Genomic DNA, 16,189 nt, shown 5'->3' on the forward strand with positions numbered 1-16,189 from the left:
CACATGGCGCCATCAAGAGTCGGTCCGACCTTGTGGAGGCTCGATCTGGGAGCTTGAGATCCGGCCCCGACGACCTGACGTGAGGTCGATGCCCGGCCCATCATTGCCTTTCGACCTCGACCTGCTGCGCACCTTTGTCGCCATCGTCGACAATGGGAGCTTCACGCGCGCGGCCAGCAGGTTGCGCCTGACACAGTCGACCGTGTCGCTTCAGATCAAGCGCCTGGAAGACGGCCTCACCTGTCGCCTGTTCGACCGTAACGGCCGGGGACTCAAGCTGACATCCGAGGGCGAGGTGCTGCTCACCTATGCACGGCAGATCCTCAAGCTGGGAGCCGAGGCCCTTTCTCGGATCGTCACTCCGGAACTCACGGGGGTGGTCAGGCTGGGAACGCCAGAGGATTTCGCGACCACGCACCTGTCGGAGGTTTTGGCGTGCTTCGCCCGCTCTCACCCGCAGGTTGCGCTCGAAGTGAAGTGCGACTTCACGGTCAACCTGCTCGATGACTTCTCAAAGGGCCGGTACGACCTGATCCTGTTCAAGCGAGAGCCGCAAGGTCCAGCCGGCGGGACGAAGGTCTGGCGGGAGGTGCTCGATTGGGTCGCGTCGCCGCGTCTGGTCGCGGGAGACGGCGGCCCGATCCCGCTCGTCCTTTCACCGGCGCCGGACGTCTATCGCAAGCGCGCACTGTCGGCCCTCGATGCCGCGGGTCGGGATTGGCGCATCGTTTACACCAGCCCAAGCTTGGCCGGATTGCAGGCTGCCGTGCAGGCCGGTCTCGGGGTGACGGTGCTGCCGACGGAGATGATCCCAGCGGACATGGTGTCAATTTCGGGCCGCTTCGGGTTGCCGAAGCTCCCCGATACGGAGATCGTCCTCTACCAAGCTCCGGGCCACGTCCCGCCGGCAGCGGAGCTTCTATCGACGACGGTCATCGCCGCGCTGGAGCGGCGGGTCGCCGTCCCCAGCGCAAGTCTATTCGAAGGCCAGCTCAGTCCTCGACCACGCGGCGGAGCCGGGCGCGCCTCAGGCTAACCTGACGGCCGCCGACGCGTTGCAGGGCGCCGTCCTCCTCAAGCTGCGAGAGGGTGCGCGAGACGGTCTCGATGGTCAGGCCGAGGAAGTCGGCGATGTCGCGGCGGGTCATCGGTAAGGCGAACGTCCCGGTGCCGCCAAGGCGCTCGTCCACCTCGATGAGGAAGGTCGCCACGCGCTCCGCCGCCGAGCGGCGCCCGAGCAGCAGCATGTGGTCCTGGGCGTGCCGCAGGTCGTTCGTGGCCATGCCCCAGAGCTGGCACGCGACCTCGGCACTGCCGGTAGCGGCGCGCTCGACCTGCCGGCGCTTGAAGATCAGCACCTTGGTATCGGTCAGGGCCTCGGCGGTGTGGCGATGACTTTCTTCCTGCTCAAACCCGAACAGGTCGCCGGGCAGGTGGAAGCCGGTGATCTGTCGCCGGCCATCGCTCAGCAGCTTGTGTGTGCGCACCGCGCCGCCGACGACCTTGTAGACATACTCGGCCTCCTCACCCTCGCCGTAGACCTCCTCCTCGCGGGTGTAGGAGAAAGGCGTACCGATAACCTCGGGACAACCGGCGAAAAGGACGCTTTCGTTGAGGCCCGGTACGGGAGCGAAATGGCCGACCGGCACCCGCGTGGATGTCCGTGCCGTGTGCTCGGTGCTCATCGCTTCGCTCCTCACCTGCGTCGATGAGAGGAGATTGGCGTCGGTCGTGGATCGACGAAATTCCGGTCGGCTTCTTAAGCGGGCCCGCTTAAGGGCAACCACGTAGCGTCGTTGGCCGCGGTCGGATGCTGGCGGTCGCCACGAGCGCCCAAGCGGGAACGGGATCGGACAAACCGAGCAGACCGCTGCGTCCCGCGAGCATCCAGCCGATGGCGGTGGTGAGCTCGTACGCCAGACCGCTCAGGACGAGCGTGACGACGTCGGCGTGGCGGCGAAGGTCATGGATGCCGGCGCAGCCGGCCGTGAAGGTCGCGGCGGCGAGCGCGACTGGGTCGAGTGACATGGCGGCCTCCGGGAAGGGGGGCTCTGGGGAGATCGGCCACGGCCGCATCGGGCGAGGTACCGGCGCGGCCGCTGCGGCGACGGACGGTCGGTCAGACCGAGCGCGCCTGGGGGGACACGAACAGCCGCCAGAGCTCGAATGCGGCCAGGGCGGCGACCGCGAGCCCGATCACGACGTGTGTCCACGTTGGCACGGCCGAGTCCGCGAAGCCGAGCGCCCACGGGGCAATGGACACCCAGAGGTCGACGGCGAGGATTATGTACTCCTCCCAGTCGTAGGACTTGCTGAGGGCGAGCACCGCGATAATTGCGATGGCCATCCCGCACACGAAAGCGTTTCGGGCCCCGGCGGTCTCGCTTCCGAGGCTCAGGTACCAGGGCATCATGAGCAGAGCGACGCCGAGCAAGGCATTGAGGGCGTTTGGGATCATGTCCTCGGTTCGGTTCTCGATGGTTCGCATCGTTGCCTCCTTACGGAAGAGGGGAGAACCGGGACCGGACACGCTGAACACGGCGCCTCGGGGCGGCAGACGGCCTGCCGCCTTCCTGAGATCGAGCATCCGACCATGTCGCTTCGAAGCATTGATGTGGCTCAAGATGAGCGAGGAGCTCCCGTCGCCTTAGCCCGCAGGCACTCGGCATGCGTGGAGCCGGCGGCCCGGCCCGTACCTGATCAGATGATTGATTGACGGTCCCCAAGCGTGCAGCCCGCCGCGGGACTTCGCGGGCGCGGTGGCTTACGCGGAACGGCCCAGGGCCCAACGTCGAAGGGACCCCGTGTGCCTGCCCTGTTCCGGCTGGCTTCCAGGCTGGCGTGAAGGCCGCCAAACGACCTTGAACTGGCGCAATCCAGCTATGGTCACAGACGGCCCGAGGATCAGGTCGAGCGCGTGCTAGAGCGGTTTCGGTTTAATCGGGGTCGTATCCTGCCGCGACGAAGAAGTTTGCGGCCTCGTCGGGCGTAACGGCATCGACGAGCCGCCCGATTGTGGTCCAGAGCCCTTCGCGCGTGCGCGCCGCGGCCTTGCGCAGCCCCGCCTTCAACTTCGAGAACGCCATCTCGATCGGATTGAAGTCCGGCGAGTAGGGCGGGAGGAACAGGAGCCGCGCGCCCGCCGCCTCGATCGCCGCGCGCACGGCCGGGCCTTTGTGGCTGCCGAGATTGTCCATGATCACGATGTCCCCGGGTGCGAGTTCGGGCACCAGGACCTGATCGACGTAGACTTGGAAGGCGTCGCGGTTGATCGGCCCGTCGAGCACGAACGGCGCGGCGATCCCGGACAGGCGCAGGCCCGCCACCAGGGTCGTGGTCTTCCAATGACCGTGCGGGACGGGGGAGCGCAGCCGCTGGCCGCGGGGACAGCGCCCGCGGGTGCGGGCCATGTTGGTGGCGGTCCACGTCTCGTCGAGGAACACCAGCCGGTCCGGGTCGAGATCGGGCTGGCTCTCGAACCACGCTTCCCGGGCGGCCTTCACGTCCGGCCGATCCTGCTCTGCGGCGTGGGCCGTCTTTTTTTGTACGTCAGGTCGCGCGCGTCGAGGAAGGCCCACAACGTGCCGAGCCCGACGGTGAGGCCATGCTCGTCCTGCAACCGGGCGCGCATCTCCTCCAGGGTGATGTCGACCGTCTCGTCGATCAGCGTACGCAGGAACGTCTCGTACGGGTCGAGCTTGGAGCGGCGGGCACGCCCCTGCGGCCGGGCGGCCACCGTCCCAGTCGCGGCGAGCGCCGCCATCCAGCGGATCGCGGTTGCTTGGCCGACCCCGAAGCGGGCGGCCGCCTGACGGCGCGAGGTCGCCGCAGCCGCGGTCACCACCCGCTCGCGCAGGTCCAAGCTGTAGGGGCGGCCCATGCATCACTCCGGCTGTCGACCGGCCTGAGTGAATCAGCCTCCAGCGCCGCGTGAACCCTACCAACCCGACTCAGCCCAAACCGAAAACGCTCTAGGCCCTCACGGCTACGCCCGGTGTCCGGTTGAATTGGGGGCCACTCCACGGGCGAAGTGTGCCGGACTGCGGCTGGCGCTCTCCAGATCGATCATCTGCCGACGAAACTCAGTGGTTAGGGAGAACGGGCTGAGGCATCGGGAAAGCACCTCACGCGAAAGCGTTCTTTGTCTACATCGAACCTGGGCAATCCTACTCGCTGCAAGTCCGATCTTCTGGCTCCGGGTTCCGAAAGCGGACTGGCAGAAATCCACCATACCCAGCCGTCCGGGGCGTCCACTCACGCGACTGGAGCTGGCCGTAAGCTGCCGGTCCGCTTCGGAGAACGTCCGCGGGAAAAGCAGACGGCCAGCTACCGACTCAACGCCGCCCGGACCGCCTACACTGCCTCTCCAAAGCGGCCGTCGTCTGCCCTCCAGGTACATCGGTCGGGGACCTGAGCGACAGGCCCGGCGATCACGGCTGGCAGGTAGAAGGACGAGCTCTGGGTGAGGATCTCGATCACGCCCAGGGCGCTGATGATCGTCAGGCGGCTCCGACCGCCCGCATCAGATCTTACGAGGAACGGTCTTGAGCGCCGCGTTCCGATGGGCGCCGCGCTCGTACCAACCCTGGCTCCGGTTCACGATCCAGACCACGGTCAGCATCACCGGCACCTCGATCAGAACGCCGACCACCGTCGCCAGTGCCGCGCCCGAGTGGAACCCGAACAGGCTGATCGCCGCCGCCACCGCCAGCTCGAAGAAGTTCGACGCGCCGATCAGCGCCGAGGGACCGGCCACGCAGTGCTGCTCGCCGGCGATGCGGTTGAGCAGGTAGGCGAGCCCGGCGTTGAAGTAGACCTGGATGAGGATCGGCACGGCCAGCAGGGCGATCACCAGCGGCTGCGCGATGATCTGCTCGCCCTGGAAGCCGAACAGCAGGACGAGCGTGGCCAGGAGCGCCACCAGCGACACCGGCCCGAGCGCCTTCAGGAGACGATCGAGCGCCGCTTGCCCGCCCGACGCCAGGAGCGATCGCCGCACCAGCTGCGCTACGATCACCGGGAGGACGATGTAGAGCACCACCGAGAGCATCAGCGTGCTCCAGGGGACGGTGATCGCGGACAGGCCGAGCAGCAGGGCGACGATGGGGGCGAAGGCCACCACCATGATCGTGTCGTTGAGCGCCACCTGGCTGAGCGTGAAATGCGGCTCGCCCTTCGTCAGGTTCGACCACACGAACACCATCGCGGTGCACGGCGCCGCCGCCAGGATGATCAGGCCGGCGATGTAGCTGTCGATCTGGTCCGCTGGCAGGTAGGGCCTGAAAAGCCAGCCCACGAACAACCAGCCCAGCACCGCCATCGAGAACGGCTTCACCGCCCAGTTCACCAGGAGCGTCACACCGATCCCGCGCCAATGCCGGCCGACCTGACCCAGCGCCGCGAAGTCGATCTTGAGCAGCATGGGAATGACCATGAGCCAGATCAGCACCGTCACCGGCAGGTTCACCTGGGCGATCTCGGCCGAGCCGATCGCCTGGAAGGTGCCCGGCATGACGTGCCCAAGCGCCACGCCGGCCACGATGCAGGGGGCCACCCAGACGGTGAGATAGCGTTCAAACGTCGACATCGGCGCTCCTCAGGCGGTGGCGACGCGGCGACCGTGCTCGTCGACCACGCGCTCCCCATCCTCCTTCACGAACTCGCCCTGCTGCGCCGGCAGCAGGTCCAGCACGGCTTCCGACGGCCGGCACAGGCGCACGCCCCTGGGGCTCACCACCAGCGGCCGGTTCATCAGGATCGGATGCGCCTCGATCGCGTCGAGCAGCTGATTGTCGGTCAGTGCCGAATCGCTCAGGCCCAGCTCGCCGTAGGGCGTGCCATTCTCCCGCAGCACCTCGCGCACCGTGAGGCCGGCGCGGGCCACGAGCTGCTTGATTAGCGCCCGGTTCGGTGGGGTCTTCAGATACTCGATGACGTGCGGCTCGATGCCAGTGCTGCGGATCATCGCCAAGGTGTTGCGGGACGTGCCGCAGTCGGAGTTGTGGTAGATTACCACGTCGAACGTCTCAGGCATGACCGGCCTCCGTCAGGGGGTTGCAGCAGCTCGACAGCGAGGCGACGGCTAGCGTGCAGACCTCCGGGCGCCCCTGGCAGCAGTCGCGCATCAGGAAGGCGATGAGGCCCGAGAGCGCCGGGTAGGCCGCGCTGTAGATGATCGACCGGCCCTCGCGCCGCGCCTGGATCAGACCGGCGCGGTCCAGCTCCTTCAGGTGGAAGGACACGGTGGAGGCGGACACGCCCACCTCGCCGGCCAGAGCCCCAGAGGCCACACCTTCTGGTCCGGCCTGCACCAGCAGCCGCACGATCTGCAGCCGGGACTCCTGGGCGAGGGCAGCGAAGGCATTCAACGCTTGACGCTCGTCCATCATGCGATAATCCTACGATTGTTTGAATGAGGAGTAGCAACCATGCTGGACGCTGCCAAGATCGATGTGGCGGTGCCGCCTCGTAGGACCGCCGACGACATTCAGATCGGCGCCCTGCTCGCCACCTGCGACGAGCACCCGGCGGTCCCCCTCGTGTTCGTCTACGACGGCCACGCCGTGCGTCCCGGCTACCACGTCACCGAAGTGAAGGCGGGCCAGTTCGCCGCCCTCGACTGCGGTGGCAATCCCGAGTCTTGGACGGAGATCTTCATCCAGCTGTGGGACGTGATCGACGGCGATCGTATCCACATGACGGCCGGCAAGTTCGCGGCGATCATCCGCAAGGTGTCGGAGCACGTTGGCCTCGATCCAGCCGCGCGGCTCACCTTCGAGGTCAGCGACGGCGTGGTGCCGATGCAGCTCCACTGCGCCGATACCCCCGAGCTGATCGACGACGTCCTCCAGGTCGCGCTCTCGCCGCGCGCTGCGAGTTGCAAGCCGCGCGATCGCTGGCTTGAGGCAAAGCGAACGGAGAAGGCATGCTGCAACTAAACGGCCACTACTACTTCAGTTCTCGGCATTGCCGGAGCACAGCTTGAACTTCCGAAAAGGGTTGGGAGCGGGCGCGGCGATGACGTCCGCTCTGTTCTGTTGCCGCTCGAATGTGTTTCGGCGTGCAACTTTGACCCCTTGAGGCGGGGGATCGGCGTCCAATTCTGACCCCCTAACCTCGTTCTCGCAGACTGCCCTCTGGTGCGGCCGGAAGGGTGGTGCAGGGGGATGAAGGGCGTGGACACGATTGCGCGCATCCGGCGCGAGTTCTTCACCCGCGGCCGCGCGATCAAGGACATCGTCCGCGACCTGCACGTCTCCCGCAACACGGTCCGGAAGGTCATCCGGTCGGGGGCCACCGCCTTCACCTACGAGCGCGACGTGCAGCCTCTGCCCAAGCTCGGGCCGTGGCGCGACGATCTCGATCGGATGCTGACCACCAACGCCGGCAGGTCCGCCCGCGAGCGACTGACGCTGATCCGGATCTACGAGGCGCTGCGCGGGCTCGGCTACGAGGGCGGCTACGATGCCGTTCGGCGCTATGCCAAAACCTGGAAGCGCGAGCGCGCCTCGGTCACGGCGCAGGCCTTCGTGCCGCTCATCTTCGCCCCAGGCGAGGCCTACCAGTTCGACTGGAGCCACGAGATCGTGCTGATCGGCGGCACGACCGTCACGGTCAAGGTCGCTCACGTCCGGCTCTGCCACTCGCGCATGCTGTTCGTGCGGGCTTATCCGCGCGAGAGCCAGGAGATGGTGTTCGACGCCCACGACCGGGCGTTCGCGTTCTTCCGCGGCACCTGCCAGCGCGGCATCTACGACAACATGAAGACCGCGGTGGAGACGATCTTCGTCGGTCGCGAGCGCGCCTACAACCGTCGCTTCCTGCAGATGTGCTCGCACTACCTCGTCGATCCGGTCGCCTGCACGCCGGCCTCGGGCTGGGAGAAGGGGCAGGTCGAGAACCAGGTCGGGCTGGTGCGCGAGCGCTTCTTCACCCCGCGCGTCCGGGTGAAGAGCTACGACGAGTTGAACGCGCTCCTACTCGATGGAGCTATCGCCTACGCCAAGGCCCATCCGCATCCCGAGGAGCGCGAGCGCACCGTCTGGGAGCGGTTCGAGGCCGAGCGGGCGGCGCTGGTGCCCTATGCTGGCCGCTTCGACGGCTTCCACGCCGTCACCGCTTCGGTGTCCGCGACCTGCCTCGTACGCTTCGACAACAACCGATACTCGGTCATGGCCTCCGCCATTGGCCGCCCGGTCGAAGTGCGAGCCTACGCCGAGCGCATCGAGATCCAGCAGGACGGGCGCGTCGTCGCCGAGCACGCGCGTGCCTTCGGCCGGGATCAGACCGTGTTCGATCCCTGGCACTACGTCCCTGTGCTCGCCCGCAAACCTGGCGCGCTCCGGAACGGCGCACCGTTCAAGGACTGGGTGCTGCCCGCCGCCCTCGACCGGGTTCGACGCAAGCTCGCCGGCAGTGCCGGGGGTGACCGGCAGATGGTCGAGATCCTCACCGCTGTGCTCGGTGACGGGTTGCCGGCGGTCGAGGCGGCCTGTGCCGAGGCCCTGCGCGAGGGCGTCCACTCGGCCGATGTCGTCCTCAACATCCTCGCCCGGCAGCGCGAGCCGACCACGCCCGTCACCATCCTGACGCCCGAGAGCCTGCGGCTGCGCCACGAGCCGGTCGCCGACTGTGCCCGCTACGACAGCCTAAGGAGAGCACCATGATGGAACGCCAGCAGATCCTCGCCACCATGGGCGATCTGAAGCTCTTCGGCATGAAGGCCGCCTACGACGAGATCATCAAGGTCGCAGTGAAGCGCACCCACGAGCCGCAGCAGATCGTCGGCGACCTGCTCCAGGCAGAGATCTCCGAGAAGCAGGCACGCTCGATCCGCTACCAGATGACCATCGCCAAACTGCCCCTGGCCAAGGACATCGCCGAGTTCGCCTTCGACGGCACTCCGATCAACGAGGTGCTGGTGCGTGATCTCGCCGGCGGCGAGTTCCTGGCGCATCAGCGCAACGTCGTGCTCGTCGGCGGCACCGGGACCGGCAAGACCCACCTCGCCATCGCCCTTGCACGAGCCTGCATCCGGGATGGCATGCGGGGCCGGTTCTACAACGTCGTCGATCTCGTCAATCGGCTCGAAGCCGAGGCACGCGCCGGCCGGCACGGCCGCATCGCCGACCATCTGGCGCGGCTCGACTTCGTGGTGCTCGACGAACTCGGCTACCTGCCGTTCGCGCAGTCGGGCGGCCAACTCCTGTTCCACCTGATCAGCAAGCTCTACGAGACGACCTCGATCGTGGTCACCACCAACCTCGCCTTCGGGGAATGGCCGAGCGTGTTCGCCGGCGATGCCAAGATGACCACCGCGCTCCTCGACCGGCTCACCCACCACTGCGAGATCGTCGAGACCGGCAACGAGAGCTGGCGCTTCAAGAACCGCGCCTGAGGCCAGCACACACGTCGCGCCTGCTGGACCCCTGATCAGCCCGGCTGCGCCACCCCGACCCGCCTTCGCCGGGCTGATCAGGGGCGTCCCGCCATACCCATCCAGGGGGTCAAAGTTCGACGCCGATCCAGGGTCAATGTTCAACGCTGTTTGACACGTCGCCCTTCGCCAGGCTCGTCACAACCTGGAACACGAGGGCTCCGAGGACCGCCAGGGTCGCGAGGGTCCAGGCCGCCGCCGCGATATCTGCCCGACCGATGACCTGCACAGCCAAACCGACACAGAGGCCGGCAAGCGGCAGGGCTGCAAGCCACCCGTGCACGCCCGGCATCCATCCGGTGGTCACCGGTCGATCCGTACCGGGCGAGCTTAGGGCTGACGTCTTCATGTCTGCCCCTCCCGTTTGAGCCTACGAGATGAGCTCGGTCCGGCTTTGCAGGCCTTGCGCTGGATCAACGCGTCGCGGCGGGACCGCGGAGTCAGCTGAAGTTGGAGTTGACCCGTTTTGGTGGAGCGGTGGAACGCTTGCGGATCAAGGGTTGGCGAGCATCTCCTGTTCGTAGCGGATGGGTAAGCGATAACCGAGCGCGGAGTGCAGGCGCACGGGATTGTAGAAGCCCTCGATGAAGGTGAACACGGCCATGCGGGCCTGTGCTTGAGAGGCGAAGCGCCGGCGGTCGAGCAACTCGCACTCCAGTGTCGCGAAGAAGCTCTTGCACATTGCGGTGTCGTAAGCGTCGCCCACCGAGCCCATGGAGGGCCGCACGCCCGCTTCGCGGCAGCGACCGCCGAAGGCCAGCGAGGTGTCTTGCGATCCTTGGTCGGAGTGGTGGATCACATCGCGCGGTCGGCGCTGCATGATGGCCATCTCCAGTGCATCGAGCACGAGTTCGGTCCGCAGGTGGCTGGCCATCGACCAGCCCACGACGCGCCGGCTCCAGGCGTCGACCACCACGGCGAGGTAGAGGAAGCCCGCGGCGGTCGGCACGAAGGTGATGTCACCGACCCAGAGCTGGTTGGGGGCCTCGGCCGAGAAGGTGCGGTCCACGAGATCGGGCGCGGGGCGAGCCTCCCGGTCGCGTCGAGTGGTCACGACGCCTCCGCGCTGGCGGCTGACGCCGACAAGGCCCGCCTCGCGCATCAGCCGCGCAATGCGCTTGCGTCCGTGTCGTGCGCCCTGCGCTGCCAGCGTAGCGTGCACGCGCGGCGCACCGTAGATTTCGCCCGACCCAGCGTGAGCGGTGCGGATCTGCTTCAACAACGCGGCATCCGCCACGGCCCTCACCGCGGTCGGCTTGAGCGCCCCAGTTGCGGATGGCCTGGGCGGAGGGCTCGAACTCGCGGGCGAGATCGGCCGGGTCGCGTCCAGCGCGGACCAATTCGACCATCTGGCGGCGGAACTCGGGAGCGTAGGGCGGGCGTGTATGAGGCATGGAGCGCACCTCGTGCGGAAAGTCTGGAGGGCTCCACGAGACCGGGTCAACTCCATGGCGAGGTAGTTTGCGGCTCGCTTCTCGTAGCGGGTGGAGATGCGGCGATACTGTTTGAGCCGACCGATCAACCGCCCGACCTTGTTGCGCTGGCGATAGGCGGCTTCGTCGAAATCGAGCTGGCGGGGCTGATCCTTGCGGGTGGGGATCACCGGCTCGACCCGGCGTTGTCGGAGGCGACGACGGGCCGGCGGACTGGAGTAGCCCTGGTCGCCTGCCGTCCGGCGGGGACGCAGGCGCGGGCGGCCTCGCCCTGGACGTGGCAGGGACTGTCAGGAATTCCGTGTGCGGGCGGCGGGTTGAACATCAGGCCGCCATGGCCCGTGTGAAGCGCTCGCCGAAGATGACGGCGAACTGCGCCTTGGCCATGACCCACTCACGTGGCCCCATCTTCCACGCCTTCTCGGAGCGGTTCAAGACCAGGTAGAGCAGCTTCAGCGCGGCCTCGTCGGTCGGGAAGTGCCCGCGGGCGCGCACAGCCCGGCGCAGCGTGGCGTTCAGGGCCTCGATGGCGTTGGTCGTGTACAGGATCCGGCGCACCTCGCCGGGGAAGGCGTAGAACGGGACCACCTCGCCCCAGGCCCGTCGCCAGCTCTGGGCGATGGCTGGGTAGCGCCGACCCCATTCGCTTGTCTCGAAGGCCGCCAACGCCGCCTCGCCAGCCGCGGCATCGAGCGCGCGGTAGATGTCCTTCAGCGCCGCGGCCACGAGCTTGCGGTCCTTGTAGGACACGAAGTCGAGGCTGTGGCGCAGGAGGTGGACGATGCAGGTCTGGACCAGCGCCTCGGGGAACACCGCCCGGATCGCATCGGGGAAGCCCTTCAGGCCATCGACCACGGCAAGCAGCACGTCCTCGACGCCGCGGTTCCTGAGCTCGTTCATGACCCGCAACCAGAACTTGGCACCCTCGTTCTGCTCCAGCCAGAGGCCGAGGATCTCCTTAGAGCCGTCGGCGCGCACGCCCAGCGCGATGTGGACGGCCTTGTTGCGGACGACGCCCTCGTCACGCACCTTGATCCGCAGGGCGTCGAAGAACACGATCGGGTAGACCGGCTCCAGCGGCCGGGCTTGCCAGGCGGCGACCTCCTCCAGGACCGCGTCGGTCACCGCGCTGATCAGGTCGGGTGAGACCTCGATCCCGTAGAGCTCGCGCAGGTGCGCGGCGATCTCTCGGGTGCTCATGCCACGCGCGTACATCGACACGATCTTGTCGTCGAAGCCCGGGAAGCGGCGCTGATACCGGGCGATCACCTGCGGGTCGAACGTCGCCTGCCGATCGCGCGGGATCGCCAGTTCGATCCGGCCCGTCTCGGTCGTGACCGTCTTGCGACCGTAGCCGTTGCGCGTGTTGCCGGCGTCCTCGCCCGCCAGATGATGGTCCATCTCTGCGTTGAGCGCCCGCTCGGCCAGGGCCTTCTTCAGCTCGTCCAGCAGGCCATCGGCCTCGAAGGCCGTCTTCGGATCGGCCCCGGCCAGGAGCTGGTCCAGAATCGCGTCAGGGATGCGGGGTGCTTTGCGTCGTGCCATCGGGAACCTCCTTCGGGTCCACTATGGCCGCCCCCACACGAAATTCCTGACAGTCCCGACGTGGCACCGCGCCCCTTCATGAGAGCATCCAACGCAAACTGCTCGTGGCGCTCGCCCGCCGCCAGCACCGCCGTGATCGGCTTACCCCCGCCCTCGGCACGCAGATGCAGCTTGGTCGAGAAGCCGCCCTGGCTGCGCCCGAGCGCTTCGCACACGCCCTCGACGGTCGCCTCACCCCCCGATGGCGCCGGACCGGCGTGCCCCGGCGGCGTGCTGGTGGGCGCGCACCACCGTGGCGTCCACGAAGTGCAGATCCCAGTCCAGGGCGCCGCGGGCGTCCGCCTGCGCCTGCAGGCGCTGCAGCACCCGGTCGAACACGCCGGCCTTGCGCCACCGGTAGAACCGGCCCGACACGGTTCCGACCGCCCCGTAGCGGGCCGGCAGGTCCTCCCAGGGAGCACCGGTACGCAGGATCCAGAGCATGCCGTTGAGGACTTGCCGGTGATCCTCCGCAAGCCGGCCCGTGCGCGGCTTCTGCGCAGGCAGCAGCGGGGCGATCTGCTCCCACTGCGCGTCAGTCAGTTCAAAGCGTCGCATCAGGCCCACATGGGGCCGATCCCGCGGCCTGTGAACCCTTTGCAGAGACGCCCTAGGCCCAAGATGACGGACGCGGCGAAGGTGGTGGGCTACTTCGACCTTCAAGGCACTGACGGCGGTTGTCATCGCCGGTGCGATGATGGCGCTGTCCGTGCGTTTCGCCATGGACGGCGCTTGGAAGCAGGGGGACGGCGGCCTCGCCGACGAGGCTGGGCAGGTGCAGGAGGCCACCAAGGCCCTGGACGGGCTCGGGACCTGATCGGGGCGACCCCTCCGGGGGATGTCGTGGCCGCCGGCTTGATCGATGTCTGCTTCGGAGACGCACAAGAGGGCCATCTAGTGACTGGAATGGGCGCGCAGCCGAATGTCAGGTCCTGCGCGCCGGTAATTCGGCGTGACGAAGTATGGCCGAAAGCCGCCGGTCCGCTTCCGTGAAGGTCCGCGAAAAAAGCGGACGGCCCCCTATCGACCCATACCAACTGCTTGGGCCGCCGTCGGTGCGTCCCGGAAGCGGTCATTCGCACTCGTCCTCCCTTGCCATCGATACTGCCGAGGGCACACCCGCTAAGAACTGTCCGTGGGGTACGCCGTACGCCTAAGCGGTTTTCCGAAACGCCGCCTGCCTGCGGGATCGCACCCCGTTCATGATGGTGCCGAGGCCCCTCGCGCAGAAAGTGTCTCAGAAAGCGCCTGTCAACTTCTGGACGAAGCCAATCTTTTATACAGCTTACGGTCCGACAACCCACCATTCGGCTCTCGGATATATCGAAATGATCTTCGTCACACAGGCGGACGGCCGCGTGACCTACGTCAGCCCCGAGTGGGCCGCATTCACCGGCCAAGCAGCTGCTGAAGCCGTGGGACACGGATGGCTCACCTGCATGCATCCTGACGACTACGAGACTGCCGTCACTTTCCTGCGCAGCGTCCGTGATCAGCAGAGCGAGTACAGCCTCCGCACTCGCCTACGTCGGGCCGATGGCAGCTACGCCTGGGTGATGATCGGCGCGGTGCCATCCTATGGTCCACCGGGGCACACCTTCCTGGGCTACCTAGGCTCACTAACCGAGATCATCCCCAGTGGCTCGGAGCCGCTGAGTGCCTACGGCACCCTCGCGCGCTTTGTCCCTCCGCCTATGAGCCCGACGACGCCACCCGGCTCAGCTCTGGAAGCCGTAGCTGACTACCTGCTGATCGCGCACGGGCTCATTGAGCAGGACAGCGCCAAGGAAATGCTCCCTGTGCTGAGACAGGCACTCGTGGTGGCGGGCATTCTGCTGGCGCGGAGCATGAGCTCGTCTGAACCGCCCGACCGCTTCCATTGAATGGGCTGCTGTTCGCCCAAGGATGCCATAAAGTCGGCCCTTGGCTGTTTCCGAGAGCGGCTATTCGTAAGCCCTCCGGAAATTTCGGCTCGGGATGGGAAGCGAGCCCTGACCCAATGCACTGAAACAGACGGCCCGCCTTCGACCCATAGCAGCCGTGCGCACAACCGCTGGCGCTCCCTGAAAGCAGACACTTCCCCCTGCGTTAATGAGCAGCATCCAACGCCGCCAGCGACGCCCCCAAATACACTGCGAACGCAATGTAACGACCTATGGCGCGGTGGCCGCTTTCTGGCGTCGTGTCGGCTGGATCATCGCCTCCAGTTCGAGCAGCTTGTTGAGTTCCGTCTCGGTGAGCAGCCCTTCCTCCAAGACGAGCTCGGCCACCGGTCGGTTCTCCTTTAGCGCGCGTTGCGCGACCCGAGAGCTAGCTTCGTAGCCAAGCGTCGGGGCGAGTGCCGTCACCAACCCAATCGAGCCTTGCACCAGAGCCCGGCAGCGCTCCCGGTCAGCCTCTATGCCCTCGACGCAACGCTTGGTCAGCGTGTCCACCGCCGCCGTCAGCATCCGAAGGGACGACAGCACGCAGTAGCCGATCGTCGGCTCGAAGGCGTTGAGCTGCAGTTGCCCGCCCTCGGCGCAAAGCGTCACGGTGAGGTCCTGGCCGATCACCATGTAGGCGACCTGGTTCACCACCTCCGGGATCACTGGGTTGACTTTGCCCGGCATGATCGAGGAGCCGGCCTGCACGGCCGGAAGCCGGATCTCCCCGAAGCCCGTGCGCGGGCCCGAGGACAGCAGCCGCAGGTCGTTGCAGATCTTCGAGAGCTTGACCGCCACGCGCTTCAAGGTGCCGGAGAACAGCACGAACGCGCCGAGGTCGGAGGTCGCCTCGATAAGGTTCGAGGCCAGCACCATCGACTGGCCGGAGACCCGTGACAGTTCCTCCACGGCCAGGGCGGCGTAGCGCGGATCGGCGTTGATGCCGGTCCCGATGGCGGTCGCGCCGAGGTTCACCTCGCGGAACAGGGCGACGATCTCGCCGAGGTGCGCCACGTCCTCCTTGATGGTGGCGTGGAAGCCGTCGAACTCCTGCCCAAGGGTCATCGGCACGGCGTCCTGGAGCTGAGTCCGGCCCATCTTGAGCACATCGGCGAACTCCACCGCCTTGCTCTTGAACGCGTAGGCGAGGTCGTCGAGCGCCTTCACCAGCGGCTGCGTCCCGAAGATCACCGCCAGCCGCAGGGCCGTCGGGTAGGCGTCGTTGGTGCTCTGCGCCATGTTCACGTCGTCGTTGGGGTGGAGCGCGGCGTAGTCGCCTGGCTTCCGTCCCATCAGCCCGAGGGCGACGTTGGCGATCACCTCGTTGGTGTTCATGTTGGTCGAGGTGCCGGCCCCGCCCTGGATGGCATCGACCACGAAGGCGGCGTCGTAGCCCCGATCCTCGGCGACCAGGGTGCAGGCCCGCTCGATCACGTCGGCCTTGCCGGGCTCCAGGTAGCCCAGGCGCCGGTTCGCGCGGGCGGCGGCCTGCTTCACCAGGGCGAGCGCCCGGACGAATTCCGGAAAGTGGCCGACCGGCACGCCCGTGATCGGGAAGTTGGTCACCGCGCGCTTGGTGTGGATGCCCCAGAGCGCGTCAGCCGGGACATCACCGTCGCCGAGCAGGTCGTGCTCGGAGCGGGTCTTGGCGGTCTGCAGGTCCACGGTGCGGACCGTGGCGACCGCCAACTCGGTGGGTGCATCCCGCTGAACCGATGCCTCCGCCGCCGGCTCTCCGTCTTCCTTGATCACGTCAGGCTGCCTCTTGGACATGTGAGTGGCCCCCTCCAGGAAACGCTCGGCCCGCATTC

14 protein-coding genes and 5 pseudogenes are annotated in these 16,189 nt (G+C 67.2%); 5 read left to right on the plus strand and 14 right to left on the minus strand.

Going from position 1 to position 16,189, the window contains the following annotated elements; translation table 11 throughout:
* Window positions 1–88: 88 nt before the first annotated feature.
* Window positions 89–1,036, plus strand: coding sequence for a LysR substrate-binding domain-containing protein (locus ACX9MN_RS07445; RefSeq protein ID WP_489724077.1), 948 nt, complete (start codon window positions 89–91; stop codon window positions 1,034–1,036).
* Here ACX9MN_RS07445 and ACX9MN_RS07450 read toward each other — a convergent pair.
* From ACX9MN_RS07450 to ACX9MN_RS07485, 8 genes and pseudogenes are all read right to left on the minus strand, one after another.
* On the minus strand, window positions 993–1,685 hold the full coding sequence (locus ACX9MN_RS07450) for a helix-turn-helix domain-containing protein (protein WP_489724078.1): 693 nt from the start codon (window positions 1,683–1,685) through the stop codon (window positions 993–995). The two genes, ACX9MN_RS07445 and ACX9MN_RS07450, sit on opposite strands and share 44 nt — an antisense overlap.
* A gap of 88 nt (window positions 1,686–1,773) precedes the next feature.
* Entirely contained in the window at window positions 1,774–2,028 is a 255-nt protein-coding gene (locus tag ACX9MN_RS07455; protein ID WP_489724079.1) for a hypothetical protein, read from the minus strand.
* 91 nt (window positions 2,029–2,119) lie between these two features.
* Window positions 2,120–2,488, minus strand: a complete 369-nt coding sequence (locus ACX9MN_RS07460) for an SPW repeat protein (protein WP_489724080.1) — start codon at window positions 2,486–2,488, stop codon at window positions 2,120–2,122.
* Between the two features lie 448 nt (window positions 2,489–2,936).
* A protein-coding gene (locus tag ACX9MN_RS07465) for an IS630 family transposase (protein ID WP_100250497.1) occupies window positions 2,937–3,880 on the minus strand; the annotation gives its coding sequence in 2 pieces (ribosomal slippage) (window positions 2,937–3,544 and window positions 3,544–3,880; 945 coding nt in all).
* Between the two features lie 533 nt (window positions 3,881–4,413).
* Window positions 4,414–4,563 (minus strand): annotated as a pseudogene (locus ACX9MN_RS07470) (MFS transporter); the annotation flags it as partial.
* Entirely contained in the window at window positions 4,523–5,587 is a 1,065-nt protein-coding gene (gene arsB / locus ACX9MN_RS07475; protein ID WP_489724081.1) for an ACR3 family arsenite efflux transporter, read from the minus strand. The gene arsB and the pseudogene ACX9MN_RS07470, both read right to left, overlap by 41 nt.
* A gap of 9 nt (window positions 5,588–5,596) precedes the next feature.
* Window positions 5,597–6,034, minus strand: coding sequence for an arsenate reductase (glutaredoxin) (gene arsC, locus ACX9MN_RS07480; RefSeq protein WP_489724082.1), 438 nt, complete (start codon window positions 6,032–6,034; stop codon window positions 5,597–5,599).
* Window positions 6,027–6,389: an ArsR/SmtB family transcription factor gene (locus ACX9MN_RS07485; RefSeq protein ID WP_489724083.1), complete on the minus strand. Its 363-nt coding sequence runs from the start codon at window positions 6,387–6,389 to the stop codon at window positions 6,027–6,029. Before ACX9MN_RS07485 ends, arsC begins: the two co-directional genes overlap by 8 nt.
* 39 nt (window positions 6,390–6,428) lie before the next feature.
* Here ACX9MN_RS07485 and ACX9MN_RS07490 point away from each other — a divergent pair, with 39 nt between their 5' ends.
* From ACX9MN_RS07490 to istB, 3 genes and pseudogenes are all read left to right on the plus strand, one after another.
* Complete coding sequence (locus tag ACX9MN_RS07490; RefSeq protein WP_489724084.1) at window positions 6,429–6,938, plus strand: DUF6428 family protein; 510 nt, start codon at window positions 6,429–6,431, stop codon at window positions 6,936–6,938.
* Between the two features lie 228 nt (window positions 6,939–7,166).
* Window positions 7,167–8,660 (plus strand): annotated as a pseudogene (istA, locus tag ACX9MN_RS07495) (IS21-like element ISMex39 family transposase); the annotation flags it as partial.
* 5 nt (window positions 8,661–8,665) lie between these two features.
* A complete protein-coding gene (istB, locus tag ACX9MN_RS07500) occupies window positions 8,666–9,397 on the plus strand; it encodes an IS21-like element ISMex39 family helper ATPase IstB (RefSeq protein WP_043766072.1) in 732 nt (243 codons plus the stop codon).
* Between the two features lie 133 nt (window positions 9,398–9,530).
* On the opposite strand, the gene ACX9MN_RS07505 is transcribed toward istB, so the two are convergent.
* The 5 genes and pseudogenes from ACX9MN_RS07505 to ACX9MN_RS07525 form a co-directional block, all read right to left on the minus strand.
* The gene (locus ACX9MN_RS07505; RefSeq protein WP_489724085.1) at window positions 9,531–9,785 is read right to left on the minus strand and encodes a hypothetical protein; all 255 of its coding nucleotides are present in this window, start codon (window positions 9,783–9,785) and stop codon (window positions 9,531–9,533) included.
* Window positions 9,786–9,929: 144 nt separating this feature from the next.
* A pseudogene (locus ACX9MN_RS07510) lies at window positions 9,930–10,830 on the minus strand (IS3 family transposase).
* Window positions 10,831–10,883: 53 nt separating this feature from the next.
* Window positions 10,884–11,156: pseudogene (locus ACX9MN_RS07515) on the minus strand (transposase); the annotation flags it as partial.
* 37 nt (window positions 11,157–11,193) lie between these two features.
* The gene (locus ACX9MN_RS07520) at window positions 11,194–12,414 is read right to left on the minus strand and encodes an IS256 family transposase (RefSeq protein ID WP_447701342.1); all 1,221 of its coding nucleotides are present in this window, start codon (window positions 12,412–12,414) and stop codon (window positions 11,194–11,196) included.
* 58 nt (window positions 12,415–12,472) lie between these two features.
* Window positions 12,473–13,011: pseudogene (locus ACX9MN_RS07525) on the minus strand (IS5 family transposase); the annotation flags it as partial.
* Window positions 13,012–13,781: 770 nt separating this feature from the next.
* Here ACX9MN_RS07525 and ACX9MN_RS07530 point away from each other — a divergent pair.
* On the plus strand, window positions 13,782–14,336 hold the full coding sequence (locus ACX9MN_RS07530) for a PAS domain-containing protein (protein WP_489724086.1): 555 nt from the start codon (window positions 13,782–13,784) through the stop codon (window positions 14,334–14,336).
* A gap of 270 nt (window positions 14,337–14,606) precedes the next feature.
* On the opposite strand, the gene ACX9MN_RS07535 is transcribed toward ACX9MN_RS07530, so the two are convergent.
* Complete coding sequence (locus ACX9MN_RS07535; protein WP_489724087.1) at window positions 14,607–16,130, minus strand: aspartate ammonia-lyase; 1,524 nt, start codon at window positions 16,128–16,130, stop codon at window positions 14,607–14,609.
* Between the last annotated feature and the right edge of the window lie 59 nt (window positions 16,131–16,189).

The sequence above is a fragment of the Methylobacterium sp. 1A genome, from assembly GCF_058072805.1.